The organism is Klebsiella sp. JB_Kp004 (genome assembly GCF_040065795.1).
Lineage (GTDB): Bacteria > Pseudomonadota > Gammaproteobacteria > Enterobacterales > Enterobacteriaceae > Klebsiella > Klebsiella quasipneumoniae.
Genome location: NZ_JBEAKW010000025.1, coordinates 1 through 1019 on the forward strand (window position 1 = coordinate 1; position 1019 = coordinate 1019).

The 1019-nt window shown below is 54.8% G+C and carries 1 protein-coding gene; it reads left to right on the forward strand.

Features of this window, described 5'->3' with window-relative positions; genetic code table 11:
• A partial coding sequence (gene tuf / locus ABLX76_RS13800) for an elongation factor Tu (RefSeq protein ID WP_348874675.1) occupies positions 1-1019 on the forward strand: 1019 nt, incomplete at both ends.

Sequence of the window (1019 nt, forward strand, 5' to 3'; positions counted from 1 at the left end):
GGTTCCGCTCGCGCATTCGACCAGATCGATAACGCGCCGGAAGAAAAAGCTCGTGGTATCACCATCAACACCTCTCACGTTGAATATGACACCCCGACTCGCCACTACGCGCACGTAGACTGCCCGGGCCACGCCGACTATGTTAAAAACATGATCACCGGTGCTGCGCAGATGGACGGCGCGATCCTGGTTGTTGCTGCGACTGACGGCCCGATGCCGCAGACTCGTGAGCACATCCTGCTGGGTCGTCAGGTAGGCGTTCCGTACATCATCGTGTTCCTGAACAAATGCGACATGGTTGATGACGAAGAGCTGCTGGAACTGGTTGAGATGGAAGTTCGTGAACTGCTGTCTCAGTACGATTTCCCGGGCGACGACACTCCGATCGTTCGTGGTTCTGCTCTGAAAGCGCTGGAAGGCGACGCAGAGTGGGAAGCGAAAATCATCGAACTGGCTGGCCACCTGGATACCTATATCCCGGAACCAGAGCGTGCGATTGACAAGCCGTTCCTGCTGCCGATCGAAGACGTATTCTCCATCTCCGGTCGTGGTACCGTTGTTACCGGTCGTGTAGAGCGCGGTATCATCAAAGTGGGTGAAGAAGTTGAAATCGTTGGTATCAAAGAAACCGCGAAAACCACCTGTACTGGCGTTGAAATGTTCCGCAAACTGCTGGACGAAGGCCGTGCTGGTGAGAACGTAGGTGTTCTGCTGCGTGGTATCAAACGTGAAGAAATCGAACGTGGTCAGGTACTGGCTAAGCCGGGCACCATCAACCCGCACACCAAGTTCGAATCTGAAGTGTACATTCTGTCCAAAGACGAAGGCGGCCGTCATACTCCGTTCTTCAAAGGCTACCGTCCGCAGTTCTACTTCCGTACTACTGACGTGACTGGCACCATCGAACTGCCGGAAGGCGTAGAGATGGTAATGCCGGGCGACAACATCAAAATGGTTGTTACCCTGATCCACCCGATCGCGATGGACGATGGTCTGCGTTTCGCAATCCGTGAAGGCGG